The 25472-nt window shown below is 67.3% G+C and carries 22 protein-coding genes; 11 read left to right on the top strand and 11 right to left on the bottom strand.

The annotated features are described in order from the left end of the window. Positions 1 to 75: 75 nt before the first annotated feature. Positions 76 to 528 carry an inner membrane protein YiaA gene (gene yiaA, locus ACUVWL_RS15565; RefSeq protein ID WP_014645710.1) on the top strand — a complete coding sequence of 151 codons (453 nt, stop codon included), beginning with the start codon at positions 76 to 78 and terminating at the stop codon, positions 526 to 528. A 107-nt stretch (positions 529 to 635) separates the two neighbouring features. Here the strand turns inward: yiaA and ACUVWL_RS15560 are convergent, their stop codons facing one another. The 6 genes from ACUVWL_RS15560 to ACUVWL_RS15535 all read right to left on the bottom strand — a co-directional run bounded on the left by ACUVWL_RS15560 (position 636) and on the right by ACUVWL_RS15535 (position 6882). After that, positions 636 to 959, bottom strand: a complete 324-nt coding sequence (locus ACUVWL_RS15560) for a hypothetical protein (RefSeq protein ID WP_014645711.1) — start codon at positions 957 to 959, stop codon at positions 636 to 638. A gap of 110 nt (positions 960 to 1069) precedes the next feature. Then, positions 1070 to 2371, bottom strand: coding sequence for an APC family permease (locus tag ACUVWL_RS15555; protein ID WP_014645712.1), 1302 nt, complete (start codon positions 2369 to 2371; stop codon positions 1070 to 1072). Next, positions 2368 to 3129 (bottom strand): L,D-transpeptidase family protein, encoded by a 762-nt coding sequence (locus ACUVWL_RS15550; protein ID WP_049441421.1) that lies wholly within the window; start codon positions 3127 to 3129, stop codon positions 2368 to 2370. Before ACUVWL_RS15550 ends, ACUVWL_RS15555 begins: the two co-directional genes overlap by 4 nt. Before the next feature lie 15 nt (positions 3130 to 3144). Next, positions 3145 to 3993 (bottom strand): MurR/RpiR family transcriptional regulator, encoded by an 849-nt coding sequence (locus ACUVWL_RS15545; protein ID WP_032957791.1) that lies wholly within the window; start codon positions 3991 to 3993, stop codon positions 3145 to 3147. Between the two features lie 358 nt (positions 3994 to 4351). Beyond that, positions 4352 to 5446: a dipeptide epimerase gene (locus ACUVWL_RS15540; protein ID WP_014645715.1), complete on the bottom strand. Its 1095-nt coding sequence runs from the start codon at positions 5444 to 5446 to the stop codon at positions 4352 to 4354. After that, complete coding sequence (locus ACUVWL_RS15535; protein ID WP_445978543.1) at positions 5443 to 6882, bottom strand: C40 family peptidase; 1440 nt, start codon at positions 6880 to 6882, stop codon at positions 5443 to 5445. Before ACUVWL_RS15535 ends, ACUVWL_RS15540 begins: the two co-directional genes overlap by 4 nt. Positions 6883 to 7014: 132 nt before the next feature. On the opposite strand from ACUVWL_RS15535, the gene ACUVWL_RS15530 reads away from it, so the two are divergent. The 9 genes from ACUVWL_RS15530 to hglS all read left to right on the top strand — a co-directional run bounded on the left by ACUVWL_RS15530 (position 7015) and on the right by hglS (position 17875). Beyond that, positions 7015 to 8487, top strand: coding sequence for a transglutaminase-like domain-containing protein (locus tag ACUVWL_RS15530; RefSeq protein WP_445978542.1), 1473 nt, complete (start codon positions 7015 to 7017; stop codon positions 8485 to 8487). Between the two features lie 51 nt (positions 8488 to 8538). After that, positions 8539 to 11538: a TonB-dependent receptor gene (locus ACUVWL_RS15525; RefSeq protein ID WP_241884924.1), complete on the top strand. Its 3000-nt coding sequence runs from the start codon at positions 8539 to 8541 to the stop codon at positions 11536 to 11538. Continuing rightward, positions 11526 to 13112 carry a serine hydrolase gene (locus ACUVWL_RS15520; protein ID WP_445978541.1) on the top strand — a complete coding sequence of 529 codons (1587 nt, stop codon included), beginning with the start codon at positions 11526 to 11528 and terminating at the stop codon, positions 13110 to 13112. The genes ACUVWL_RS15525 and ACUVWL_RS15520 overlap by 13 nt, the downstream gene beginning before the upstream one ends. Further along, positions 13045 to 13758: a M15 family metallopeptidase gene (locus tag ACUVWL_RS15515; RefSeq protein ID WP_232017601.1), complete on the top strand. Its 714-nt coding sequence runs from the start codon at positions 13045 to 13047 to the stop codon at positions 13756 to 13758. The genes ACUVWL_RS15520 and ACUVWL_RS15515 overlap by 68 nt, the downstream gene beginning before the upstream one ends. A gap of 209 nt (positions 13759 to 13967) precedes the next feature. Further along, positions 13968 to 14339, top strand: a complete 372-nt coding sequence (locus ACUVWL_RS15510) for a hypothetical protein (RefSeq protein ID WP_046428249.1) — start codon at positions 13968 to 13970, stop codon at positions 14337 to 14339. 232 nt (positions 14340 to 14571) lie between these two features. After that, on the top strand, positions 14572 to 14982 hold the full coding sequence (locus tag ACUVWL_RS15505; protein ID WP_014035758.1) for an EF-hand domain-containing protein: 411 nt from the start codon (positions 14572 to 14574) through the stop codon (positions 14980 to 14982). Positions 14983 to 15077: 95 nt separating this feature from the next. Further along, positions 15078 to 15830, top strand: a complete 753-nt coding sequence (locus ACUVWL_RS15500; RefSeq protein WP_049397778.1) for an HAD family hydrolase — start codon at positions 15078 to 15080, stop codon at positions 15828 to 15830. A 31-nt stretch (positions 15831 to 15861) separates the two neighbouring features. Then, on the top strand, positions 15862 to 16350 hold the full coding sequence (locus ACUVWL_RS15495) for a hypothetical protein (RefSeq protein WP_032960973.1): 489 nt from the start codon (positions 15862 to 15864) through the stop codon (positions 16348 to 16350). Between the two features lie 160 nt (positions 16351 to 16510). Continuing rightward, positions 16511 to 17875: a 2-oxoadipate dioxygenase/decarboxylase HglS gene (hglS, locus tag ACUVWL_RS15490; RefSeq protein WP_445978540.1), complete on the top strand. Its 1365-nt coding sequence runs from the start codon at positions 16511 to 16513 to the stop codon at positions 17873 to 17875. Between the two features lie 74 nt (positions 17876 to 17949). On the opposite strand, the gene ACUVWL_RS15485 is transcribed toward hglS, so the two are convergent. Then, a complete protein-coding gene (locus ACUVWL_RS15485) occupies positions 17950 to 19464 on the bottom strand; it encodes an acetyl-CoA hydrolase/transferase family protein (RefSeq protein WP_032960979.1) in 1515 nt (504 codons plus the stop codon). A gap of 386 nt (positions 19465 to 19850) precedes the next feature. Here ACUVWL_RS15485 and glnE point away from each other — a divergent pair, with 386 nt between their 5' ends. Further along, entirely contained in the window at positions 19851 to 22646 is a 2796-nt protein-coding gene (gene glnE / locus ACUVWL_RS15480) for a bifunctional [glutamate--ammonia ligase]-adenylyl-L-tyrosine phosphorylase/[glutamate--ammonia-ligase] adenylyltransferase (protein ID WP_445978539.1), read from the top strand. 210 nt (positions 22647 to 22856) lie between these two features. Here the strand turns inward: glnE and ACUVWL_RS15475 are convergent, their stop codons facing one another. The 4 genes from ACUVWL_RS15475 to ACUVWL_RS15460 all read right to left on the bottom strand — a co-directional run bounded on the left by ACUVWL_RS15475 (position 22857) and on the right by ACUVWL_RS15460 (position 25414). After that, a complete protein-coding gene (locus ACUVWL_RS15475; RefSeq protein ID WP_014645727.1) occupies positions 22857 to 23417 on the bottom strand; it encodes a queuosine precursor transporter in 561 nt (186 codons plus the stop codon). Positions 23418 to 23492: 75 nt separating this feature from the next. Beyond that, the gene (locus ACUVWL_RS15470; RefSeq protein ID WP_049441435.1) at positions 23493 to 24008 is read right to left on the bottom strand and encodes a hypothetical protein; all 516 of its coding nucleotides are present in this window, start codon (positions 24006 to 24008) and stop codon (positions 23493 to 23495) included. A 31-nt stretch (positions 24009 to 24039) separates the two neighbouring features. Further along, positions 24040 to 24543, bottom strand: a complete 504-nt coding sequence (locus ACUVWL_RS15465; RefSeq protein ID WP_014645729.1) for a hypothetical protein — start codon at positions 24541 to 24543, stop codon at positions 24040 to 24042. 19 nt (positions 24544 to 24562) lie between these two features. Then, positions 24563 to 25414, bottom strand: a complete 852-nt coding sequence (locus ACUVWL_RS15460) for a DUF2145 domain-containing protein (RefSeq protein WP_014645730.1) — start codon at positions 25412 to 25414, stop codon at positions 24563 to 24565. Positions 25415 to 25472 lie beyond the last annotated feature (58 nt).

The following is a 25472-nucleotide window of genomic DNA, read 5'->3' as shown; positions in this document are numbered from 1 at the left end:
GTGCGAGCGCGGCGGGATCGTCTAGGGTGGGCACGCCCGGGCAAAGCGTGCCCGCCTGCCTGCCAAGGACCTGCAATGAACACTGCCATGCCCCACAAGCCGTCCACCGCCTTCATCGCCGCCTCCTGGGTGGCCCTGCTGCTGGGGGCGGCGGCGTACCTGATCGGCCTGTTCAACGCCACGATGGCGCTCAACGAGAAGGGCTACTACCTGACCCTGCTGCTGTTCGGCCTGTTCGCGGCGGTGTCGCTGCAGAAGAGCGTGCGCGACCGCGTCGAAGGCATTCCGGTGAGTGGCCTGTACTACGCGCTGTGCTGGTTCGCGCTGCTGTCGGCGCTGATGCTGCTGCTGGTCGGCCTGTGGAATGCCACGCTGGCGCCGAGTGAGAAGGGCTTCTATGGCATGGCGTATGCGCTGTCGCTGTTCGGCGCGGTGGCGGTGCAGAAGAACACCCGCGACCTGATCGCCGCCGGTGGGGGCGAGAGTAAGCGCAGCGCGATCGTGCCGCCGCTGCCGGAACAGGAGTGATCGATCCGATGTAGAGCCGGGCCATGCTCGGCTCAGTCGAGCGTGGCTCGACGTTACAGACGAGGTGCGAGAGCCGAGCGCAGGCTCGGCTCTACAGAAGCCTGGCGCTATCGTGCCAGCCGCGGATCCGCCAGCTGTGCCTCCTCCCAGCCACGACGCACCGCATTGCGTGCCTGCGCCCAGTCCAGGCGGCTGCGGCCGCGTTCGTTGGCCCAGCGTGATTCGAGCTCGGCCTCGACCTGTTCATAGGCGCGGATCATGTCCTGTGCACGCGCGGCGTGGCCGATGCGATAGGCCGGCTCGTAGTCCTCGAAGAACAGCTGGTCGTCGTAGTACGGCTCGGCCGTGTAGCGTTCGCGCCAGTAGTTGCTGATCGCGTCGCGCGGCGTGCTGTCGTCCGGTACGCGGCCGGGGATCTGGTACTCGGTCATGGAAGGCTCCGTTGTGGACGTAGCCCGATCGTGCCTGTGTGGCGGTTAACGGCCCGGTCCGGCAGCGTGATCACCAGATCAATCCGCCGGGCATGGCCCGGCGCTATCGGTCATCCGGCGTCGGTATCTTTTCGCGGCAGCGTGTAGATCACCGCGCCGATGGCGAACGCCACCAGCGCAGCAGCGATGTTCTGCCAGCTGGCACTGGCGAACAGCGCCAGGCACAGCAGCAGCGCCAGCACCGGAATCAACGGCCCGCCGGGCAGCTTCAAGGCGCCCGGGCGGTCGGCGTAGCGCTTGGCCAGTACCAGGACTGCTGCGGCAGTGCCGATGTAGGCGAACAGGCGCGTCGTCATCGACAGCAGGGCCAGCTGCACGAACGAACCGGACAGGGCCAGGCCGAGCGCGATCAGGCCCTGGCAGAGGATCGACGCGGCCGGGGTGTGGAAGCGTGGATGCACCTGGGCCAGGATCTTCGGGCCGTAGCCATCGCGGGCCAGTGCGAACAGGAAGCGTGGGCCCATCATCATCGTGTTGCTGTTGGTGCCGAGGATGGAGATGGTGGCACCGACGGTCAGGATCAGCGCCAGTGCTTCGCCACCGAAACCGGCGGCGGCATCGGCCAGCGGGGTGGCCGAACTGGACAGGCCGGCCAGCGTTCCCTGCGCCACCACCTGCACCGCGCCGTAGATGACGGTGACGGTGATGATCATGGTGATCAGGGCGAACGGAATATCGCGGCGCGGATTGCGGTACTCGCCGGCGGCGGCCGGGATGTTCTCGAAGCCCGCGTAGGCGTAAAGCAGCAGCAAGGCGGCTTCGCCCATGCGCTGCAGGTCATGCGGGTCCGGGCGTTGGCCGGAGAAGGCCAGCTGTGGGTCGATGTGGAACGCACCGATGGCCACGAACAGCAGCAGCGGCAGCATCTTGCCGATCACCAGCACCACGCCGGTACGCGCGGCCGAGCGCACGCCGATGATGTTGATGCCGGTGAGGAAGCCCAGCGATACCACGATCACCGCGATGCGGCCCAGGCCGGCATCGGCCCACGGCCAGAAACGCGCAACCGCGTCGGCCAGCGCGTTGCTGAGCGCAGCGGCCGAGCTGATGCGGGTCAGCCAGATCATCCAGCCGATCTCGAAACCGGCGAAGCGCCCGAACGCCTCGCGTGCATACAGGTAGCTGCCGCCGGGTTCATCGAAGTAGCTGGCGGCCTGCGCGTAGCACAGCACCAGCAGCGCGACGACGATGCCAGCGGCGACCACGCCCCACAGGCTGAAGGGGCCGAGCAGGGCGACGGTGGCGGCCGGCAGCAGGTAGATGCCGCTGCCGATCACATCGTTGATCGACAGGCCGACGATCTGCCAGCGGCTGACCGCGCGTTGCAGCTGCGGTTCGTCCTGCGTGCTCAACGGACGTCTCCGGCCAGCGCGGGCAATTGCCACTGCGCCTGCAGGCGCTTGTACTCCGCGCGCGGCAGGAGCACGAAACGCGGCGCGTCCTGCGGCCGCAGCCAGTCCAGCAGTGCCTGCATGCGTTCCTGCGGCATGGCCGTGCAGCCGGCGGTGGCCTCGCCGGGCTGGCGCCACAGATGGGCGAAGATGCAGCTGCCCTTGCCGGGCTGGTTGTCCGGGTTGTGGGCGATGACGAAGCCTTCCCGGTAGCGCACGTCGCCCTTGTTGTGCAGGTCCAGCCGCATCGGCTCGGTGGAGCCCTTGACCGCTGCATTGCCGACCTTCTTTTCATCGACGATGCGGTTGTAGAACGGCGAACCGGGTACGTCCATGCAGTAGCTGCTGTCCAGCATCGGCTGGTAGGGCATGGCAGTGCCGCGGCGGGTGACGGCATAGCCGAACGCACTGCCGAGCGCGAATATGCCGGCCGGGCTGCGGCCATCGCCTTCCTGCTTCTGCGGGCCATCGGCCTGTGCCGGATGCAGGCCCAGGCCCCAGGCGCTGCCGGTGCGGCCAAGCGCCACCGGGAACGCCTGGCCATGCGGGTGCCAGCCCTGGCCGTCGCGCACATAGGCCTGCAGTTGCCCCTGGGTGCTGTCCCAGCCTTCGCTGGTGACCACGATCAGCTGGCGCGCGCCATCCAGCGGCGCCGCGTGAACGGACACTGCCGTAGCAAGCAGCAGTGCAGCGGTAGCGAGGCGAACCAGCGATTTCATCAACAGGTGCTCCGATCAGGAATCCAGCAGGTGGTCGATCCGCTCCAGGTTCACCGCAAGCTGCTGCTGGCGATCCGGATTGGTGTGGCAGAGCAGCACGAACAGGAAATCGAGCAGGGCGTGCATGGCGCTACGGTACAGCAGCTGCGCGACCTGTGGCGTGCGGTCGTGCGCGCAGACCGCCAGTGCCGCATCCGCATGCGCGCGCAGCGGGTTGGCGGTGTGGCGGGTGATGGAAATCACCTTGCCACCCATGTCCTGGAACTGCCGCGACAACTGTGAAAGCTGGGGCAGGTTGCCGAACTCGGAGAACATCAGCAGCGCATCGCCGGGGCGTGCGGCCGAGAGGTTGGCCAGCATCAGGATCGGATCGGTATGCGGCACCACCAGCAGTCCGAGCAGCGACAGCCGCATGGCGAACTCGCGGGCGAACAGGCCGTCGTCACCCAGGCCGTAGACGAACAGTTTGGGCGCACCGTCGAGCAGCTGCACGATGCGCTCGATCTCCCCGCGTGGATTGGCCTGGCGTGTTTCCTCCTCGGCCTGCGCCTTGCTGCGGCGCAGGGCCTCGCCCAGGCGCAGGTAGTCATCGCCGCTGTCGGGTTCGTCGGGCGCCTGCTGCGGATCGGCACCTGCGCGGGCCACATCTTGGCCGATGGAGTACTTCAGATCCGGGTAGCCCTTGAAGCCAAGCTTCTGGCTGAACTTCACCACGCTGGACTGGCTGATGCCGAGCGCGCTGGCCAGCTGCTGGGAGGAGTAGTCGCGCAGCAGGTGGGCGTTGTCGAGGATGAAGTCGGCGATGCGGCGCTCGATGGCCGACATCTGCCCACGCTCGGTGCGGATCTTCAGCAGGGGCGGCATGCGGGGTGTCCGGGCATGTGTAGGCGCGTTGCGGTTGGCAGCTTAGAGCGTGTCATGGAATGGGTCGGATGGGTTCCAGCCGCGAAGAGATTACGGAGTGCAGTTGTTGCCTTTGACGTTGAGTCCGCCTTCAAGCGAGCCGAGCACCGCAGGTCCGGCGAGGGCGAAGAGGCGCGGGTGTCTGAGCGCAGCGAGTTCCCGCGCCGTCCCTCGACGGGCCGAGGAGCGCAGGGAACCGGTGCGTAGCACCGGCTCGCGGCCGGCGGAGCGTTTCTTTTGGTTACTTTTCTTTTCGCGAAAAGAAAAGTAACGCGCGACCCAACGTCAGTGGCACGCAACGTCAGCCGCAAGGCAGAAATCAACCCAGCATCTCCAGCCCGCGCACTTCGGTGATGCCCAGCCCCGGCACGTCGCTGATGCTGATCTCCGATTCGTTGAAATGCACGCCGCCGCTGACCGGATCGAACTGGCCCAGCGAGGGGCCGTCCAGATCGACCTTGGTGATCACATCGCTCTTGGCCACGGCCAGGTGCACGGCGGCGGCCACGCTGATGCTCGATTCGATCATGCAGCCGATCATGCACGGCACGCCGTAGATGCCGGCAATGTCGGCGATGCGGATCGCGTTGGACAGGCCGCCGGTCTTCATCAGCTTGATGTTGATGATGTCGGCCGCGCGCTGCTGGATCAGGTCCATCACCTGGCTCGGGCTGAACACGCTTTCGTCGGCCATCACCGGCGTGTTGACGCGGTCGGTGACGTACTTCAGGCCGCTGATGTCGGCCGCTTTCACCGGCTGCTCCAGCAGTTCAAGCACCACGCCGGCGTCTTCCAGGGTACGCATCGCATGCACTGCCTGCTTGGCGGTCCAGCCCTGGTTGGCGTCCAGGCGCAGCAGGGCGCGGCCTTCCACGGCGGCATGGATCGCCTTGACCCGTTCGATGTCCAGGCCGATGTCCTTGCCGACCTTGATCTTCAGCGACTCGAAGCCGCGTTCGATTGCCGACAGCGAGTCGGCCACCATCTTGTCGATGTAGTCCACGCTGATGGTGATGTCGGTGGTGATCACCGGGTCGCCGCCACCGAGCATCTGGTACAGCGGGGCGCCGTGCAGCTGCGCCCACAGGTCGTACAGCGCGATCTCCACCGCCGCCTTGGCGCTGGTGTTGCGCTCCATCGCGGTCTGCACCAGCGTGCACAGGTGGTTGAGGTTGACCACGTCCTGGCCGATCAGGCGCGGGGCAATGAAGTGGCGGATCGCTTCGATGATCGAGCCGTGCGTATCGCCGGTGATCACGGCGGTTGCCGGGGCTTCACCATAGCCGGTGTTGCCGGTGTCGGTGCGGATCAGCACCACCACGTCTTCCACGGTTTCCACCGTGCGCAGGGCGGTCTTGAACGGTGTCTTCAACGGCACGCGCAGCATGCCCAGTTCGATGGCGGTGATCTTCATTCAGGAGTCTTGGCCCGCAGGCGCTGGATGTTGGTGATGCGGTCGATGTAGCGGACGGTATCGCTGGCCATCATCGGCTCCAGCGGCGTGACCGAAACACCATTGAGATGGGCCTGCACGCGCGTGCCGTCGGCACCGAACCAGCTGCCGCCCGCCGTATCGTGGATCACCCACGTACGACCGTCGACGTGGCCGATGACCATCATCACGTGGCCGGGGATGTAGACCAGATCGCCGACCTTCAGGTCGGTGACGGCACGGTCGCGCAGTGCCTTGCCGTCCTTGCCGGTGAACGGCAGGCGATCCAGCGCCGGGCTGACCGCCTGTGCACTGGTATTGCGTGGCAGCAGCACGCCGAAGCTGCGGTAGATCTCGGAGACGAAACCGCTGCAGTCGCGGGTGTCGTAGTCGTGGCCCCAACCGTAGCGCTCGCCGAGGAACTTGAAGGCCTGCTGCAGCAACAGGCGCGGGGTCAGGGCCAGGTAGTCGGCGGCGGTGTCCTGCGAGCGCGGCAGCAGGGCCGGTACCAGTTTCAGGCGACCATCTGCCTCGCGTACCGGCAGCTGCACCACCCACGATGCGTGCGCCTGCTGGCCGTTCACCGGTTCTGACGCGGGCCAGTCGGCCAGCACCGGCAGGCGCACGCCCATGTCCAGCTGCAGGCGCGAGACACGCGGTTCTTCCGGGGTGTAGGCGGTCTGCGCGGTGGCACCGGTGATGATCCGGTAGGGTCCCTTCGCGCCGTAGCCGAGCACCGTGGCCTTGTCGCCGCTGGCGATGGCGTCGGCTTCGATCCACGCGCTGTAGCGCTCGCTGTGCACGAACAGCCAGCGGCCGTCGGCACTGCGGTGGACCACGGCGACCTTGTCGCCGGGGAACAGTGCCGATTCCTGGAAGCGGTCGATGTCGGTGTCACCGACGGTGCTGAAGACGCGCTCGCGGGTGGGGAAGGTGCGCAGTGCGGCACGCTTCACCACCAGCCCGTAGGCCGGTGCCACCTGGGCGGGGATTGCATCAAGGCCGAGGTTGGCTTCGATCGCGCTGCGCAGGGCCGGCGCGATGGGCGTGCCCTTGTCGCTGTAGAGGGTGCGCGTGGGCCAGCTCGACAGCGCGGTGATGCTGGTACGCACCGTCGCCGCATCAAGCTGGGCTGGCAGCGCCGCGATGTCCTGGATGTGGCTGTCCTGCGCCCGCATCCGTGCGTTCTGCGCCTCGATCTGCGCGCGATCCAGGATCGGCGCATCGGCGTTGTCCAGACGCGCCGCCCAGTACTGCGGCGTCAGGTAGGCCTCGTGCAGGCCGATCACATAGGGCAGCGGTGCGCCGGGATCGGGCGCCGGGGCGGCCTGTGCAAAGGCCGGTGCGGCCAGCAGGCACAGGGCCAGGGTCAAGCGGCGCGGCCAATGCCGGTGCCGTTCGCGGGAAGCCAGGCTCATGCGGTGCACACCCTCCTCGAATGCCTTGTGGAATATTTATTCCTTTCGGCATCGAAAGCAAGAATAAATTATTGACCGGCATCCCGGCCCGTGTTACACAGCCGTTACCACCCGCGCTGGGGAAGTGTCGCTGTGGATCCTGCCATTCGCAAACCGCGTCTGCCTGCTGCTGCCGGCCTGTATGCCGCGCTGCTGCTGTGGGTGTCGGTCACGCAGGCGGCAGACGGGCGCAGCAGCCAGCAGCGTGCGCGCCAGGCGCAGGTGATCGACCTGATCGACGGCGGCCGCTTCAGCGACGCCGATGCGTTGCTGGCGACTGGGAGCGATGCTACCGAAGGCGCGTTCCAGCGTGAGCGCATGCGCCGCATCCGCCTGGATCTTTCCCTCGACGAAACCGCCGCCAAGTCTGCCGTGCGCCGCTGGATTCCCGACCTGACCGACGAGGAATTCGCGCGCTGGGACCAGCTTGGCCTGATCGAGCATCTCGATATCGATGGCGAGCGTTGGTACTTCAAGCGCGCACCGTCGAACCTGTTCCTGCTCAGCGACGAAGCACGCGCACGCCGCCGTGCGGATGCACCGATGCCGCCTCCAGGGCCCAACGAAGTGCTCAACGCGCACCACACGCGCGTGGTCGCCGCGGCCGAACAGAGTGGCCGGGCGTCGGTGCTGCCGCAGCGTATCGAATTCACCCAATCGCTCACGGTGAAGGCCGATGCCGTGCCGGCCGGCGAAACCGTGCGTGCCTGGATTCCGTACCCACGCGAGATCCCCGGCCAGCAGGAGCAGGTGCAGTGGCTGGGCAGCAGCCCAGGCAAGGCGCGGGTGGCACCGGCCAGCACCTTGCAACGCACGGCCTATCTGGAGGCCAAAGCGGTGGCCGGGCAGCCGACCCGCTTCGAGATCCGCTACGCGGTCACGATCTTCGCCCGGCACACCGCGATCGACCCGGCCGTGGTGCAACCGACCCCGGCCGATACGGCGTTGAAGCCGTATCTGGCCGAGCAGCTGCCGCATGTGCGCTTCACCCCTGCGTTGAAGCTGTTCTCCGAACAGGTGCTGCAGGGCGAGACGCGCCCATATGAAGTGGTGCGCAAGCTGTTTGCTGCGGTCGACCGTATTCCCTGGGCCGGTGCGCGCGAATATTCCACGCTCAGCAACATCAGCGATTACGCGCTGCGTTCCGGCCATGCCGATTGCGGGCAGCAGACCCTGCTGCTGATCGCGCTGCTGCGCCTGAACGGCATTCCCGCGCGCTGGCAGTCGGGCATGGTGTTCTCCGACGATGGCAGTGGCTACAACAACCTGCATGACTGGGGACAGGTCTACCTGGCGCCGTATGGCTGGCTGCCGATGGACGTGACCACCGGCGCACTGGCCAGCGATGTGCCGGCCCTGCGCAACTTCTACCTGGGTGGCCTCGATGGCTACCGCATCGCCTTCAACGATGATTTCGGCCAGCCCCTCGTGCCGGCCAAGCAGCACTTCCGCTCGGAAACGGTCGACTCGCAGCGCGGCGAGGCCGAGTGGGCAGGCGGCAACCTGTACTTCGACCAATGGAGCTACGACTTCCAGTGGCGGGTACTGCCAGCCAGGCAACGCTAGCGCGACACATCGCATTCCACACCATTCAATTCTTGCAGGAGAGAGCAGGGGATGAAGGCTTACAGCATCAAGCGGGCGGCGTTGTGCGTCGCTCTCGGGGCGTGTCTGGGCGTGATCGCGCCCAGCGCATTCGCACAGGATGGTTCAGTGGTCGGCCGGCTGGTCAGCGATGCCGGCCAGGTACCGGCCGGTGCCACGGTGACCGTACGCAACCCGGCAACGGGCTTCGTACGCTCCGTGCAGGCCGAAGCCAACGGCAGCTACCGCATTCCGCTGCTGCCGGTCGGCACCTATGACATGGAGGTGAGCCTGCCGGGTGGAGGCGCCAGCCGTGTCGGCCAGGTGACGGTCAGTCTCGGCAGCGCGACCACGGTGAACGTGCCGCTGGGTGCGGTCAGTACCTTGGGCACGGTCGAAGTGCGGGCGCCGCAGGTGGTGTCGATGGTGGATGTGAAGTCCACCGAGTCGGCCACCAACATCACCCGCGAGGAACTGTCGCGCCTGCCAGTGGACCGTGACATCACCGCGGTGGCGCTGCTCGCGCCGGGCGCGGTGAAGGGCAAGGGGTCGCTGGGCGGGCAGGGCATTTCCTTCGGCGGTTCGTCGGTGGCCGAGAACACCGTCTACATCAATGGCCTGAACGTCACCGACTTCTACAACCGGGTCGGCTTCTCGTCGGTGCCGTTCTCGTTCTACCAGGAATTCCAGGTCAAGACGGGCGGCTACTCGGTGGAGTTCGGGCGCAGCACCGGCGGCGTCATCAATGCGGTGACCCGCTCGGGCAGCAACGATTTCAAGGCCGGTGCCGAACTGGTGTTCGAGCCGCGCGCGTGGCAGTCGCAGGCACGCGACCGCTACGACGGCAGCGGCAGCCGCTACATCACCGCCAGCCGCGACGACTACAGCCGCAGCGCGCTGAATGTGTTCGCTTCCGGTGCGCTGGTGCAGGACCGCCTGTTCTTCTTCGGCATGTACGAGGCGCGCGACTACCGTCCCACCTCGACCAATGATGCCGGCACGCGCCTGAGCCAGGGCAAGGCCGATGATCCGTTCTGGGGCGGCAAGATCGATTGGCAGATCACCGACAACCAGATGCTGTCGCTGTTCGGCTTCTCGGACAAGAGCAAGACCCTCACCGACGTCTACGCCTACGACTACGCCACGGGGCAGACCGTGGGCGAGCGCAGCAACCAGATCTACAACACGGTGGGTGGCAAGAACTGGTCCGGTACCTACAGCTGGCAGGTCAACAACGACCTGACCATGAAGCTGATGTACGGCGAGAACAAGCGCAACCGTGTGCAGAGCTCGTTGATGGACCAGAACTGCAACCGCGTGTTCGACAACCGCACGGCCGGCCAGGGCGTGCCGCCGTCACTGCAGGGCGACCGCAGCTGCACCAGCAGCTCGCAGCTGGAGTCGGCGCTGGACACGCGCAAGGCCGCGCGCGCGGACTTCGAATGGACGTTGGGCAACCACCTGCTGCGGTTCGGCCTGGATCGGGAAGAGAACACCTCCGATTACAGCCGCGCCTATCCGGGCCCGGGCGGCTTCCGCTACGACATCTACTACCGCACTCCCGGCAGCTCGCTGAACGGTGGCGTGGTGCCGGCCAGCGGCGTGGTCGTGCGCACCCGTCGCTATGAAGTGGACGGGGCCTTCGAGACGATCAACTCGGCCTACTACCTGGAAGACAACTGGCAGGTGACGCCGAATCTGCTGCTGAACATGGGCCTGCGCCTGGAAGCCTTCGACAACAAGGGCGGCGACGGCAGCAGCTACATCAAGATCGACGACATGCTGGCCCCGCGCCTGGGCTTCTCCTGGGACGTGCGCGGCGATGGCACGACCAAGGTGTTCGGCAACCTGGGCCGATACTTCCTGCCGGTGGCCAACGTCATCAACATCAAGCAGGCCGGTGGTTTCCTCGACGAGCGCACCTGGTACGAGTTCCTCGGCTACACCGGCGCAGCCAACAACATCCCCAACCTGGGCGCGCAGATCGGCCCAGTGGACAACTCGCAGGGCGACGGCAGCGTGCCGGACCTGCGCGCGGAAGTGAACCGGGACATGGACCCGGTCTACCAGGATGAAGCGATCCTGGGCTTCCAGCAGATGATCAACGAGGCCTGGTCGGTGGGCGCCAGCGTGACCTACCGGCGCCTGCACAATGCCATCGATGACATGAACATCACCGCGACCGGCCAGTGCGGCGCCATCGACGGCGTGTGGATCATGGGCAACCCGGGCCGCACCAACACCGTATGGGGTGACACCGACTGCGACGGCCGCAACGATGGCTGGATCAGCATCGACACCTCGAAGGAAGGTTGGGCGCTGTATGACGACAACGGCAATTATGTCGGCCAGCGCGGCTGGGTGAAGCCCAAGCGTGACTACAAGGCGCTGGAACTGCAGGTCGACCGCGCCTGGGACGGCAAGTGGGGCTTCAACGCCTCCTACACCCTTGCATACGGTCGCGGCAACGCAGAGGGCCCGGTCAACTCCGATACCGACTTCGCCGATGCAGGGCGCACCGAGAACTTCGACAACCCCTGGGTCAACTACGGTGGCTACGGCTACCTGGCCAATGATCGCCGCCACCAGTTCAAGTTCCGAGGCAGCTACGCGCTGACCGAGAACCTGAGCGTGGCCGCCACCCTGGGCGTGCAGTCGGGCAGCCCGATTACCCGCTTCGGCGCCGGCAATCCGTTCGACGACACCGACTTCCACAGCTACTACGTGTGCGTGTCCAACTGCCAGGCGACGGTTCCATCCCAGCGCGTGTTCGTGCATTCGCCACGCGGTGGCGATGGCCGCACGCCCTGGACCTATGACCTGGACGTGAGCGTCTCGTACAAGGTACCGATTCCCACCGATCTGCGCCTGAAGCTGGCGGTGTACAACGTGCTCAACCAGCAGCGCGTGGTGACCGTGGACCAGGACTACGAGCCGCAGGACAGCATCGGCACGCCGAACCCGCTGTACCGCTACGGCACCGGCTTCCAGTCACCGCGCTATGCGCAGTTGACCGTGACATGGGCCTACTGAAGCCCGCACGGCAGGCTCGAAACTGTGTCTGCGCGGCGGCGCTGGCGGTGTTCCCGGTTGCGGTGGCACAGACCACCGCGACCGCCTCCCTCGATGCCGATGTCGCTGCCGTCGTCCAGCTCGAGCACCTGCCCGGGCTGGCGATGGCGGTGGTCGACAACGGGCAGGTGGTCTATCGCCACGCCGAGGGCGCGCGTGGCGATGGCGGCCGCATCGACGAGGACACGTTGTTCAAGATCGCCTCCAACAGCAAGGCGATGACTGCTGCACTGCTGGCGCGGCTGGTGCAGCAGGGCAGGCTGCGCTGGGATGATCCGGTGCAGCGGCATCTGCCGGGCTTCCGCATGCACGATGCGTGGGTGGGCCAGCAGATGCAGGTGCGCGACCTGCTGATCCACAACAGCGGCCTGGGCCTGGGCGCCGGGGACCTGATGCTGTGGCCGGAGCCGAACGCGTTCACCCGTGCCGACATCATCGCCGCATTGGCGCATCTCAAGCCGGTCAGCAGCTTCCGCAGTCACTATGCCTACGACAACCTGATGTACGTGGTGGCCGGTGAAGTGGCCGCTGCGGCGGGCGGCAAGCCGTATGACCAGCTGATGCGCGAGCAGGTGTTCGAACCACTGGGCATGACGCGCTGCCAGGTGGGGGCGTGGTCGGTGAAACGCGTGGGCAACGTAGCGCAGCCGCATGCCTGGCGTGGCGAACGCAATGAAGTGGTGAACGCCGATGGTGGAACCAGCCCGGACCTGCCGTCGATGGCGGCCGGCGGCATCCGTTGTTCGTTGCGCGACATGACGCGCTGGATGCAGGTGCTGCTCGATCCCACCCTGGCGCCCGGCTGGCTGGACACGGAGCAGCGCCGCACGCTGTGGACCCTGCACATGCCGATGCCGCTGGGTGAACGCCAGCGGCGCTGGGACAACGCGCACTTCTACGGCTACGGCTATGGCTGGCGCGTGTCCGACATGGACGGCCAGTGGAAAGTGGCGCACACCGGCACGCTGTCAGGCATGTATTCATCGCTGGCGCTGCTGCCTGACCGGAAGGTGGGCGTGGTGATGCTGATCAACGGCGAAGGCGAGGACGCACGCATGGCCCTGATGCAGGCCGCGCTGAAGCGCTTCACCGCAGCGGACGATGCGCGTCCGGCGATGGAATACCTGGCCGAACTGAAGGCTGACCAGGCAACGCGGGCCGCGACCGGCCATTCGCGGCCATCCACCGCGGCGGCGCAGGAGACGAGCCGCACGGACCTGTCCCGCTGGCAGGGCCGCTACCGCGATCCGTGGCTGGGCGCGGCCTCGCTCTGCCCGGGCAAGGACGGCCTGCGTTTCAGCGTGGACAAGTCGCCCCGGCTGCAGGCCACGGTGCTGCAGCTGCAGGGGCGCTGGCTGCTGCGCTGGGATACGCTGGGCGACGAGGCGCAGGCGTGGCTGCAGCCAGGCGAAGGCCCGGCACCGACGCTGGACCTGCGCGCCATCGACCCGGACATCGACTTCAGCTATGACTTCCAGGATCTGCACTTCACTCGTACTGGCGACTGCGCTGGCGGCGACCACCAGCGCCGCTGAGCCACCGCGCGTTTCACCGGCAACCGACGCGGCCAGCGCCGGACTGGTGGAGATCCGCACGTTGTCGCCGCGCATCGACCTGGATATCCGCTACGCCGGTGCCAACAACTTCACCGGGGCGCGCGTGCCCGGCTACGAGGCGCCATCGTGTTATCTGCTGGCGCCGGTGGCGAAGGCGCTGGCACAGGTGGAACAGGACCTGCGCGGCGATGGCTTCGGCCTGCGCCTCTACGACTGCTACCGGCCGGTGCGTTCGGTGCAGGCCTTCATGGCCTGGGTGAACGATCCGCGCGAGCGCTCGCGCAAGGCACAGCAGTACCCGGACCTGGACAAACCACGGTTGCTGGCCGACGGCTACATCGCCGAGCGCTCTGGCCATAGTCGTGGCGCCACGGTTGATCTGGGCCTGCTGGATTGCCGCAGCGGTGCATGCACGCCGCTGGACATGGCCACCGACTTCGATTTCTTCGGTCCACGCGCGCATACGCAGGCAAGCGGATTGAGCGATGCGCAACAGGCCAATCGCCAGCAACTGGTGCGCGCGATGGCGCGGCGGGGCTTCGTCAACTATCCGCAGGAGTGGTGGCACTACACCCTGCAGCCCGAACCGGATCCCGGCACCGCGTACGATGTCCCGGTACGGTAGGGGCATCGGCAGGGCTGCGCCCCGCCTCTGACAGTTTCCCGCGTGGTCCGTTGTAGAGCCGAGCCCATGCTCGGCTGCTCCTTGTTCAATCGTCGAGATATTCGATTTGGATGGAGATTCATCCACGCATGGCGTGGATCCACTGTGGCTGCCGATTGGGTCCTGCGCAGATCCCTTACACTGGCCGCCTCTTCATCCCAGCCCACCCGATGAACCTTCCCCTGCACTTCGGCCTGCTCGGCACCCTGGAAGCCGGCGCCATCGCCCTGCTGGTCGGGCTGCTGGTGTACTTCGTGTGGTCGCGGCTGTGCCGGCTGCTGCACTGGTCGGTGGGACATGCGATCGGCTGGTCCTGCGTCATCTCGGTGGTGGCCTCCGCTGGCATCGATGCGTGGAAGCTGTTCTACATGGGCATCGTGCGACTGGAGTCGCCGCTGTACGCGCGCCTGTTCCTGGCCACCATCCACGATCCGAACGAGCTCGGCAGCCGTGTCGTGCTGGAAATCGCCGGCGCGCTCGCCGGTGTCGCCTTGGGATGGGTGTTGTTCAGTTCGCGGTCATTGGAAAAAACCGTCGACTGACGCAGGTTTTTCGTTGCCTGCCGGTTAAATGCAGAGGCGTTGAATGCGCATCTTATGAGCCGCTCACTCCTCGCTAACCAGCGCGCTAAAGCATGCGTGGATGCGAGTGGTTAATCGTGCGTGTGGAGGCCGGTCGCGGCCCAAAATCGATTCAGAAACGCGGTGGCAGGGTAGGTGCCGTGCGGAAACAACAGGCCGCGCAACACCACCCAATATGCAGGAGACACCCCTGATGACTATTCGCAACCGCAAGCCCCTGATCGCCCTGATCGTCGCCGCTGGCAGCGTGCTGGCCATTCCGGCGATGGCCCAGTCGGCCAAGCAGCAGGCCGCACATGCGCAGAATGAAGCGGCGCAGGCCCAGCAGGCGGCAGCACAGGCCGGGCAGGCGGCTGACCAGGCGACCGATGCGGCCGCAGCGGCCTCGGCGCAGGCCAACGGTGGTGGCCAGACCTGGGCCAGCATCGATACCGATGGCAACGGCACCATCAGCAAGACCGAGGCGCAGGTGAACGCCGGCCTGGCCCAGGTGTTCGACCAGGCCGATACCAACAAGGACGGCGAGCTGAGCGCCGACGAGTACAAGGCCTACGTGGCCGCGCAGCAGGCCGGTGCGGGTGCCGGCGCGGCGCAGGGCCGCTGATCCAGACCTGATTCGGGAAGACCGGTGCATGGGGACCCGGGCGGCTGCGGCCGCCCGGGTTTTTCTCGTCATCGCCACCCCTGTATCCTTGGCCGATGAACACGTCCACGCCTGCGCCGTCGCGCGCCATCGGCCTGGTCGGTTTTGACGGTGACGACACGCTGTGGAAGAGCGAGGACTACTACCGCAAGGCCGAGCAGGATTACCTTGACCTGCTGTCGCGCTATGTCGACGTGCACGACACCCAGACCGCGCGCCACCTGCTGGAAGTTCAGCAGCGCCACCTGGGCACCTTCGGCTACGGCGTGAAGAGCATGACCCTGTCGATGATCGAAGCGGCCATCGACATCACCGGCCAGCGCATCGAGGCCAAGGACATCCAGCGCATTCTGGATATCGGCCACGATACCCTGCGCCACCCGGTGGAACTGATCGACGGTGTGCGCGAAGCCGTGGCGGCCATCGCCGAGCACTACCCGGTAGTGCTGATCACCAAGGGCGACCTGTTCCACCAGGAAGCGAAGATCAAGGTCGCCAACCTGGCCGAGCTGTTCCCGCGCATCGAGATCGTTTCCGAGAAGGACCCGGAAACCTACGCCCGCGTGCTGGCCGAATTCGACCTGCCGATGCAGCGCTTCGTGATGGTCGGCAACTCGCTGCGCTCGGACATCGAGCCGGTGGTGACCCTGGGTGGCTGGGGCGTGCATACCCCGTACGCGGTGACCTGGGCCCATGAGACCCAGCACGGCGTGGCCGACGACGAACCGCGCATGGTCACCGCCGATACCGCCCACGACTGGCCGGCCGCACTGGCGGCGATCGAGGCCAAGGCCGCTGCGGCGGCCTGACAGGGCCCGGCAGCTGCGGCAGAATCGGGGCATGAACGTCCGACTGCGCGCGCTGTTGTTGTCCCTGCTGCTGGTGCCGGCCACCGTGCCGGCCCAGCAGACCGCCGAGCGTTCGGCGGCGTATACCGTGGAAACCGGTGACCGCTGGATCGATGCCCAGTTGCAGGACATCAACCATTACGCCGAACGCTACCCCGATGCCTTCCTCGATGAAGTGTCGCGCTACGCCGATGTCCCCCGCGGCTACATCAATGCGCTGTTCACCACCCATGGCTGGCAGGCCGGGGATATCTATTTCGCCTGCTTCTGGGCCAAGGCCAGCGGCCAGACCTGCCGCGACAGCGTGCGCGCCTTCAGCCAGGACCCGGAGGGCGGCTGGGAAGCGGTGGTGAAGCGCATGCCGGCCAAGCCGGACAACCTGCATTACCGCGCTGTGCGGCATGCCATCGTGGCCAGCTACCAGCACTGGGACCGGCCGATCACCCTGGATGCCACCCTGAAGCGCCAGTTGAAGCGGTAGTGCCGGCCGTTGGCCGGCAACTGCATCCTTACAGGCATCAGGAGGTTGCCGGCCAGCGGCCGGCACTACCCGGCCATGTTGCTCTGCGTATCGCCGCCGCCGCGCGCTCCGGCGACAATACGGGTCCGAGCTGTTCCCCGTTCCCGTAATCGAGTGACTGATGAGCGCCTCTTTCGTTTCGCCTGATGTGATCCGCCGCCTGTTCGCGCAGGCCATGTCCCGCATGTACCGCACCGAAGTGCCGCTGTACGGCACGCTGGTGGAACTGGTGGAGCGGATCAACGCGCAGGTGCTTGCCCAGGACCCGGCACTGGCCGCGCAGCTGCAGCGCAACGACGAGCGCGCGCGCCTGGACGAAGAGCGCCATGGCGCGATCCGCGTCGGCACCGCGCAGGAGCTGGCGACGCTGCGCCGCCTGTTCGCGGTGATGGGCATGTACCCGGTCGGCTACTACGACCTGTCGGTAGCCGGCGTGCCGGTGCACTCCACCGCGTTCCGCCCGCTGACCGGCGCCGCGCTGGCGCAGAATCCGTTCCGCGTGTTCACCTCGCTGCTGCGCCTGGAGCTGATCGAAGACGAAACCCTGCGTGGCGAGTCGGCGAAGATCCTGGCACGCCGCCGCATCTTCACCGACGGCGCACTGGCGCTGATCGACCAGGCCGAGCGTGACGGTGGCCTGTCGCAGGCCGACGCCGAGCGCTTCGTCGACGAAGCACTGGAAACCTTCCGCTGGCACGGCGATGCCACGGTCGATCTGCCGACCTACCACGCGCTGCACAATGCGCACCGCCTGGTGGCCGACGTGGTCAGTTTCCGTGGCCCGCACATCAACCACCTGACCCCGCGCACGCTGGACATCGACGCGGCGCAGGCGGCAATGATCGAGCACGGCATGGCGGCCAAGGCGGTGATCGAAGGGCCGCCGCGCCGCGCCTGCCCGATCCTGCTGCGCCAGACCAGCTTCAAGGCGCTGGAAGAGGCCGTGCATTTCCCGGATGCGGACGGTGGCGATGCCGGCACCCATACCGCGCGCTTCGGCGAGATCGAACAACGCGGCCTTGCGCTGACCCCGAAGGGCCGCGCGCTGTACGACCAGCTGCTGTCGCAGGCACGCGATGCCGGTGGCGAAGGCAGTACCGGTGGCGACTACGGGCAGCGCCTGCAGGCGGTATTCGCCAGCTTCCCGGATGACCATGACACGCTGCGCCAGGAAGGATTGGGCTACTACCGCTACCAGCTGACCGACGCCGGCCGCGCCGCGCCGGAACGCGTGGCCGATCTGCCTGCCGAAGTGCTGGTGGCCGCCGGCCTGGCCACGGCCGATCCGATCGTCTACGAGGATTTCCTGCCGGTCAGTGCCGCGGGCATCTTCCAGTCGAACCTGGGCGGCGAAGAACAGCGCGCGTATGCCGCGCACGCCAACCGCGAGGCTTTCGAGCAGGCGCTGGGCGTGGCGGTGAATGACGAGTTCGAGATCTACGAGCGGCTGCAGGCCGAATCGCTGGCGGCGCTGCGCACCACGTGAGGTAGAGCCGGCCGCTGGCCGGCTGTAGGGGAAGCCGGCCAGCGGCCGGCTCTACCCGATGTCCGGACCCGGGGTCAGCCCTTCATCGTGCCCGTATCCAGCCAGCGCTGGTGCCACGACAGTGCTTCGGGCAACAGGTGCGGGGTGTGCTTGCCGTAGCTTTCGCGGCTGGCACGGTCGAAGTAATCCTGCAGCTGCGGGCGGAAATCCGGGTGCGCGCAGTTGTCGATCAGCACCTGCGCGCGCTTGCGCGGGGTCAGGCCACGCAGGTCGGCCAGGCCCTGTTCGGTGACGATCACCGACACGTCGTGCTCGGTGTGGTCGACATGGCTGGCCATCGGCACGATCGCCGAGATGGTGCCGTTCTTGGCAGTGGACGGGCTCAGGAACGCCGACAGGAAACCGTTGCGGGCGAAGTCACCCGAACCGCCAATGCCGTTCATGATCCGCGTGCCCATCACGTGCGTCGAGTTGACGTTGCCGTAGATGTCCACCTCGATCATGCCGTTCATGCCGATGCAGCCCAGGCGGCGCACCAGTTCGGGATGGTTGGAGATCTCCTGCGTGCGCATGATGATGCGCTCGCGGTAGAAATCGATGTTCTCCTTGAACGTCTCGTTGGCCTGCGGGCTCAGCGCGAAGCCGGTACACGAGGCGTAGCTCAGCACGCCATCGCGCAGCAGGTCGAGCATGCCGTCCTGGATCACTTCGGTGAACGCGGCCAGGTCGCGGAAACCGCTCCTGGCCAGGCCGGCCAGCACGGCGTTGGGGATGTTGCCCACGCCCGACTGCAGCGGCAGCAGGTTCGGCGGCAGGCGGCCCTTCTTCACCTCGTGCTTGAGGAACTCGATCAGGTGCGAGGCGATCTGTTCGCTGGTCGCATCGATCGGACTGAACGGGCTGTTGCGGTCCGGGCCGTTGGTGCGCACCACGGCCACGATCTTGTCCGGGTCGCAGCGCAGCGCGGTGTCGCCGATGCGGTCGTTGGCGTTCACCAGCGGAATCGGCTTGCGGTGCGGTGGCAGCGCGGTGCCGTAGTAGATGTCGTGCATGCCGTCGACGCCGGCCGGTTGCCATTCGTTGACCTCGACGATCACCTTCTTGGCCAGGTCCAGCCAGGTCTTGTTGTTGCCGACCGAGGTGGAGGGCACCAGCGAGCCATCTTCGCGGATGGCCGAGACTTCGATCACGGCGGTATCGATCTCGCCGTAGAAGCCGAACCACACGTGCTGGGCGACGTGGCTGAGGTGGATGTCGATGTAATCCAGCTTGCCCTCGTTGATGCGGTTGCGCGCATCCGGATCGCTCTGGAACGGCATGCGCATGGCGATGCCATCGGCCTTGGCCAGCGCGCCATCGAGTTCCGGCGCGGTGGAGGCGCCGGTCATCAGCTTGATCTGGAAGGGCTGGCCCTGGGCGTGCACCGCTTCGATGCGGCGGGCCAGTTCCACGGGAACGGCCTTGGGATACCCGGAGCCGGTAAAGCCGCTCATGGCCACGGTTTCACCGGGCTGGATCAGCGCGGCTGCGGCCTCGGCGGAGACCACGCGGTCACGAAGACGCGCGTTGGCGATGCGATCAACAGACATGACGACAGTGTTTCTGGGGGGAAACCCGATTATCGGCCATCCTCATCCGTACGGGGGGTTCTACCTTCGTGGAATGGCTTTTCCCCACCGGGGTCACCCATACCCACCGGTTTTGTTTTGCAGTGCAGCGTGCAAAGTGCTTTCGCAGCCCGCACGATGGCCCTGCATCCCGACGTGGGGGAGGGAGCAGAGCCCGCTGGCAGTTCGCTGCAAGCGGGCTTTTTTATTGCCTGCCGCCCAGAATGAATGCGCGGCACCCCTTCGGGGTCGGATCCTTTTGCCAAGGGCAAAAGGCTCTGACCCCAGCAGCGGCATCAACCGGCGGCACCTCGGGGTCAGAGCCCTTCGCCGTTGGCAAAGGGATCCGACCCCGCGAGAATCAGCGCATGACCCTCGCCACCGCTGACCTGCCCGCCACCCTGCAGCCCCTTGTCGACCGCGCCCTGGCGCGCCTGGCCCAGGTCCTGCCCGAGCCTGTTCCTGCCGAGCTGCTGCCGCTGCTGACCCGGCTGGCGGTGGCCAGCGATTTCGCGCTGGACACCCTGGCGCGGCAACCGGCGCTGCTGGCGCAGCTGGCCGCGCCCGGCTGCCCGCCGATCCCGGCGCCGGTGCTCGATCCGCTGCAACCCAGCGACTGGCCGGCACAGCTGCGGCGCTGGCGCACCGCGATGTCCACGCGGCTGATCTGGCGTGACCTGGCCGGGCTGGATGACGTGGCGCAGACCCTGGCTGGCGCCACCACCCTGGCCGAGGATTGCCTGCGGCTGGCGCTGGACGCCCTGCAGCAGGAATTCGCACAGCGGCACGGCGTGGTCCGTGATGGCGCAGGCATCCCCCAACAGCTGGTGGTATTCGGCCTGGGCAAGCTCGGCGGTGGCGAGCTCAACTTCAGTTCCGATATCGACCTGGTCTATGCGTACCCGCAGGGCGGCGAATCCGACGGTCCGCGCGCGCTGGCCGCCGAGGAGTATTTCGCCCGCCTCGGCCAGCGCCTGGCCAAGCTGCTGGACGAAACCACGGTCGATGGCTTCAGCCACCGCGTCGACCTGCGCCTGCGCCCGTTCGGCAGCGCCGGTCGCGTCGCGCTGTCGTTCGCGGCGATGGATCAGTACTTCCAGCGCGAAGGCCGCGACTGGGAGCGCTATGCGTGGCTGAAGGCGCGCGCGGTGGCCGGCGACATCGACGCCGGCGAAGCGTGGTTGCAGACCCTGCGCCCGTTCGTATACCGCCGCTACCTGGATTTCACCGCGCTCGACGGCCTGCGTGAGATGAAGGCGGCGATCACCGCCGAAGTCGCGCGCCGCGAGCTGCACGAAGACATCAAGCGCGGCGCCGGTGGCATCCGCGAAATCGAGTTCCTGTGCCAGGCGCTGCAGCTGATCCGCGGTGGCCGTGAGCCGGCGCTGCGCGAGCGCCGCCTGCTGGTGGCACTGGACGCGCTGGTGGCCGCCGGACAGATTGCGCCCGACGATGGCGCTGCGCTGCGCGAGGCCTACCTGTTCCTGCGCCGGTTGGAGAACCGCCTGCAGATGCTGCGCGACGCGCAGACCCACGTGCTGCCCAGCGACGCGCTGGACCGCGCGCGCATTGCCATCGGCCTCGGCTACCCGGATTGGGAGGTGCTGCGCGCGGCACTGGCCGAACAGCAGCAGCGGGTCAGCACCGAATTCGCCGCGCTGCTGGCCCCGCGCAAGGGCCAGGCCGCGCCCGACGCGCTGGCCAACTACTGGCGCAGCCTGCCCGAGGGCAGCAACGCGCCGTTGCTGGCCGAAGCCGGTTTCCTCGATGCCAATGGCGCCGATCAGTCGCTGCGCGATTTCGCCCAGGGCACCGGCGTGAAGTCATTGTCCGATGCGGCGCGTGCGCGGCTGGATCGCGTACTGCCCGCGTTGCTGCATGCGGCCACGCGTTCGCCGCAGCCCGATGCCGCGCTCAAGCGCGTGCTCGGCCTGCTGCAGGCGGTGCTGCGCCGGACCAGCTATCTGGCGCTGCTGGACGAACAACCGAGCGCGTTGGCGCGTCTGGTCGATGTGCTGGCGCGCAGCGCGCTGCTGGCCGAGCGGCTCGCCGCGTACCCGCTGTTGCTGGACGAACTGCTGGACGTGCGCGTGTCCGGACCGATGCCCGATGCGGCCGGCATGCTGGCCGAGTGCCAGCAGGTGCTGGCGGTGGAAGATCCCGAATCGGCACTGCGCTGGCTCAACGAGACGCGGCTGGCGCTCAGTTTCCGCATGGCGATGGCCACGCTGGACGGCCGCCAGGGCGCGGTGGACAGCACGCGGCAACTGGCCGAACTGGCGCAGGCGGTGGTGGTCACCGTGCTGGCGATGGCCGAGGCGGACATGCGCGCCGCGCACGGCGCGATTCCCGGTGGACGTTTCGCGATCATCGGCTACGGCAGCCTCGGCGGGCTTGAACTGGGCTTCGGTTCCGACCTGGACCTGGTATTCCTGCACGACAACCCGGCCGGCGTGGAGGCCAGCGACGGCGCGCGTCCGCTGGAGCCGGGGCGCTGGTATGCGCGGCTGGCGCAGAAGGTGATGGCGCTGCTCGGTGCGGTCACCGCCGCCGGCCGCCTGTACGACATCGACGTGCGCCTGCGCCCGGATGGCGGCAAGGGGTCGCTGGTGTCTTCGCTGGCCAGCTACACCGAGTACCAGCGCGAACGTGCGTGGACCTGGGAACACCAGGCGCTGGTGCGCGCGCGTGGCGTGGCCGGCGATGCCAGCCTGCTGGCCGATTTCGAGCAGGTGCGTGCACAGACGCTGGGGCGTGAGCGCGACATGGGTGTGCTGTATGCCGACGTGCTGAAGATGCGCGGCCGCATGCGCACCGAACTGGACCGCAGCGACGCCGCACGGCTGGACCTGAAGCAGGGTGCGGGCGGCGTGGTGGACCTGGAATTCCTGCTGCAGACCGGTGTGCTTGCGCGCAGTGCGCGGCACGTGGCGTTGCTGCAGCCGCGCGATACGCCGTCGTTGATCAATGCGTTGGCGGTTGCGGGCTTCCTGCCCGATGCCACCGCGCAGGCGCTGCATGGCGCGCACGCCACGCTGTTGGACGTGGGCCTGGCCTGCACGCTGGACCGCCGCCCGCGGCTGGCCCCGACCACGCCGGCGATTGAAGAGGCGTGTGCAGCGATTACGGCGGCGTGCAGAGCGGCAGAGCTGCCGTTCGCCTGAGTGCCGGATGGCGGAGGACTGCAGTTGGTAGATGCCAACCTTGGTTGGCATGAATGCCAAGCGCCAACCAAGGTTGGCGACTACCGGCTCAATGGCCCTGCGATGGCCGCTCCTGGTGGGTGCCGACCGTTGGTCGGCACAATCTGTCAGCAGCGATGAGTTCTGCAGGGCGTGTCGACCAACGGTCGGCACCCACCGGATCAATGGCGGTCAGCTGGTGGCGCGCAACGGCGCCATCTTCCACAACAACGCGCGGAACGGGGCCAGCAGGCAGACACCGATCGCCAGCTTCACTGCCAGGTCGCCGGCGGCCCAGCTCACCCACGGCAAGGTGGAACCGGCAAACGCGATCGACCAGAAAAGGGTGGTATCCACCGTCGCGCTGCAGGTGGTGGCCACCATCGGTGCGCGCCACCAGCTGCCGCGGCGCAGGCGGTCGAACACGGTGATGTCCAGCAGCTGGGCCACGATGAACGCCGAGCACGAGGCAATGGCGATGCGCGGGGTGGCCACCCAGATCGACAGCAGCACCGCCACCGCGAAGCCGATCCACGCCACGCGGCGCGCCGGGCCCGGGCCGAAGCGGCGGTTGATCAGGTTGCTGACCAGGAACGCGACCGGATAGCTGAAGGCGCCCCAGGTCAGCCAGTCGTTGATCGGGTACTGCACCAGCACGTTGGACAGCAGCACCACTGCACCCATGGCCAGTACCGCCAGCACCAGGGCGCGCGGGGTCAGCGGGGCAAACAGAGGGGCAGGACGCACGGACATGGCGAGCCAAGGGGACAAAGGGGATTGCCCATTATCCGCCCGGCCTGCGGCAAAGCCAAAACCGGTCGTTCAGCTTTACAGCGCTTCACTCATCACATCACCGGCGGCATAGGCCGTCGGCACATAGGCCAGGGTCTGGCCCTGCGCGCTCTTCACGTTCCAGCCGGCACCGGCCTCGGTGGGGTCGAAATGCACCTGTTGCCCGACCACGAAGGCCGCAGTGGGGTTCTCGCCCGGCGGCTGCACCGGCCAGCGCAGGGTGGCGGTGTGGTCGGCCTTGTCCGGTACCTGCAACTGCACCTGGCGTTCGCCCGTGGGCGTGGTCTCCACCTTCTTCACTTCCATCGGCGGCAGCGGCACCGCCTTGGTGCGGGTCGCCCTGGCATTGCGTTCGCTGGCCTTGAACGGCGCCTTGGACAGTTCGGACAGGCCCATCGAGGCCGCCATCGGCAGCGACAGCACCACGAACGAGGTCACGATCACGCTGGCCTCGCTGCTGTTCAACTGCGGCGCGGCGCCGGCATGGACGGTGGGCACCAGCAGCGCTGAGAGCAGCAATGCAGTGGTGGGAACGCGCAGGCAACGGAACATGGAGACCTCCTGGTCAGCGTGGGGCGGCGGCTCAGCGCCGGGTATCGAAGATGTCGCGCGGGCCGGTAGCTTCGGGCAGGTATTCCAGCGCACGGCCCTGGTTGTCCTTCAACTGCCAGCCCTGGTCATTGCCCGTCGGCTCGAAGTTCACGGTCTGGCCCACGGTGAACTGCACGGCCGGGTCGCCAACGCCGCGCGGGTACTGCATCGACGCGGTGTTCTGCGGATCGTTGGCATCGCGCAGCAGCACTTCGCGGCGGCCGTCGACGGTAGTGGCAATCGCGCTCACCTCCATCTGCGGCAGCTTGATCTGCTGCGGGCGGGCCAGCGGCTGGCCGGCATCGGCGGCATCCTGGGCTTCCTTCGCCGCGGCGGCGCGGGCCGAGGCCACCATCTGCGTGGACATTTCCAGGCTCGGTCCCTGCGGGCCCGGGTCATGGATGATCACGATGCGGCGTTCGGCATGGGCGGCCGATGACCAGGCCAGCGCGGTGACGATCAGCATCGATACCAGGGAGTTGTGCAGCAGACGCATGTCGTTCTCCTTGCGGGATTCAGGGCGAGGCGGCGGTGGCACCGGCCACCGGCACATGGGGGATCACCAGTTCCTGCTGCAGCTGGCTGCGCTGGTGCAGGAAGTCGAACACCGATTCCACCGTCACCACCGAATAGTTGCCGGAGATGCGTTCGCCGGCCGGATGGTCGGTGGTGGTGGCGTTGGCCACGAACAGGCGCGCACCCACGCGCTTGCCCAGGCCGATATGCAGCACGCTGGGCTGGTACTTCTGCTGGCGCAGCCACTGCTGTGCCTGTTCGCGCTTGACGATGGCCGGCGCGCCTTCGGCCTGCGCCATCGCCGCCGCCAGCACTTCCAGCACCCACTGGTTGGAGTTCTGGTAGTCGGTGGCGAACGGGTAGGCGACCACGTTGTACTTGGTTTCGTGCAGCGCCTTGGGCTGGATCGAGGGCGACACCAGCATCGCGCGCAGTGCGGCACGCAAGGGGGCCGACGGCACGCCGATGCGCAGGTCGGTATGGCCGCCGCTCTCGCCGACGAAGTTGCCGAGGCCCTCGTGGTACAGCTGCGAGCTGTCGGTCTTGCAGCGGTTGAGCAGGTGCATCGCGCGCCAGCGGCCGTCGTCCTCGCGCAGCAGGAAGGCCAGGTGGCTGTGGCGCAAGCCATAGCGGCTCAGGTCCTGGCCACCGCGCGCGGCGACCACCACGTCCACATCGGGCAGCGCGTCCAGGCGTTCGGCGGTGGTCCAGGCCACGTCCAGCATCGCCGCCTGCGATGCCACACTGGGGTAGCGCTCGCGGCAGGCGGTGCTGTTGGCCCAGGCCGGTGCGGTCGCCAGCAGGCTGGCGATCAGCAGCGCGGCGCGGGGCAGGCGGGAAAAACGATCCATGTCGGTACCTTCAACGGCGGGCAGGCCCGCGCGCCGATCATACGCTGCTCAGCGCAGC

It is taken from the genome of Stenotrophomonas muris (genome assembly GCF_052751275.1).
This window is presented reverse-complemented; position numbering and strand designations above follow the sequence as displayed.